This window comes from Nitrospirota bacterium (assembly GCA_004296885.1).
Classification (GTDB): Bacteria; Nitrospirota; Nitrospiria; order Nitrospirales; family Nitrospiraceae; genus SYGV01.
On record SCVN01000010.1, the window covers coordinates 1 to 1,559 of the forward strand.

Genomic DNA, 1,559 nt, shown 5'->3' on the forward strand with positions numbered 1-1,559 from the left:
CAACAAGCGCCGCGGACGGCTGGGCAAGAAGGACGTCTCCATTCTGATGATCATTTCCGCCTTGATGTCGGCGGCGATCGTGCAGGCGCGGCTCTACGAGGAAGTGAAGTTTGCGGAGGTGGGGCGATTGCTGGGCGACATCGGACATGACGTCGGCAACCTCCTGACCCCCGTGCTCTGCGGCGTGGACCTGCTGGGTCCCCAACTGGAGAAGTTCCTGGACGGCTTGGGAGAGCCCGAGACGGCCGAGACCAAGCAGATGCGCGGGTTGAGTCGGGATGTTCTGGGGCTATTGAAGACCAGCGCGCGGCGAATCCAGGACCAGGTCAAGCAGATGGCCGACTGTATCAAGGGCTTGAGCACGGCGCCGCAGTTCCGGTCGTGCCGGGTTGAAGCCCTCGTGGAACAGGCCCAGCTCACCTTGAGCCTCTTGGCCAAAGAAAGCCACATCGAGCTGCGCCGGGAAGGGTTGGAGAGGCTTCCGTTGATCCTGGCGGACGAGCGGCGGCTCTATCTGGCCTTTTACAACCTCATCAATAACGCGATTCCGGAAGTGCCGCCCGGCGGATCCATCACGGTTCGGGGGGCCTGGGAGCCGAAGAGCCGTCAAGTGCTGGTGTCGGTCATCGACACGGGGCGCGGGATGTCGTCCGATGTGCAGGCGAGCCTCTTTTCGCCGCGCGCGATCAGCCGTAAAGCGGGGGGCACGGGTCTGGGCACCAAGATCGTCAAGGACGTGATCGAGGCCCACGGCGGCCGGATTACGGTGGAGAGCCGGGAGGGGGCAGGCACTTCCTTCCACCTGTGCTTGCCGTTGAAGCCCCCTGCGTCGTCGGAGAGGAAAGAGCCCAAGCCGGCTCCGGGCATGGCGGGCTGAATCGCGGCCAAGTCTCCAGGAGGTTCAAAAAGGCTTTGTCGTATCTCGTGAAGCGTTGCTGGTAGGGAGGTCTTCTTTCTTTACGCTTCGCGGGAGCACGGGCGGGCTTTTTCAACATCCTGCTTAGGGAGTGACCGGAATCGTGATCACGATGCCCCCCATGACGTCGTTGAGCTTGAAGTCGCGGCGGGAGCTGTTGATGTGTTGGTTGTGGCAGGTGACGCAGGCCTGTGAGACGGCCACGTCCGCATAGATGGCCTGAAAGTACCGTTCCCGCCCGATCCGCACGAACCCGGTAAACGGCTGCTCAGGATTTTTCGCCACTGCCTCCAAACCCTTCTGCTCGAATTCCGTCTCCGGCTTGTTCCAGACGTAGATCGGCCAGAGGCTGACCAGTTTATATTTGATGCCCTTGCCGCTGTCGGCCACCAGCCGGCCGGTTTCCATCAGGAATTGGGCCGGCAGCGGAAGGGCGTTCTGGCCCTTCCAATGTTCGGCTGCTTCCACGACGCCGCTCTCTTGCAGCTTGTCCACGACGTTCTTGGTGTAGACGGTGCGGTTTGCCTGGATCACGGCGTGGACGTAATCGGCCACGAGTTCCGGCGCGATCGTGACCGGCGCCTCGGCATCTTTGAGCAAACCGGACAGCCCCCAGTAGCCGCCGACGCCGACGAGCACCAGC

2 protein-coding genes are annotated in these 1,559 nt (G+C 62.5%); one reads left to right on the forward strand and one right to left on the reverse strand.

Translation table 11 applies throughout. The features are described from left to right. Nucleotides 1-877: HAMP domain-containing histidine kinase (locus EPO61_06555; GenBank protein TAJ09294.1), on the forward strand; the 877-nt coding region annotated here is incomplete at its 5' end. 123 nt (nt 878-1,000) lie between these two features. On the opposite strand, the gene EPO61_06560 is transcribed toward EPO61_06555, so the two are convergent. Next, on the reverse strand, nt 1,001-1,559 hold a 559-nt coding region (locus EPO61_06560), incomplete at its 5' end, for a DUF3365 domain-containing protein (protein ID TAJ09295.1).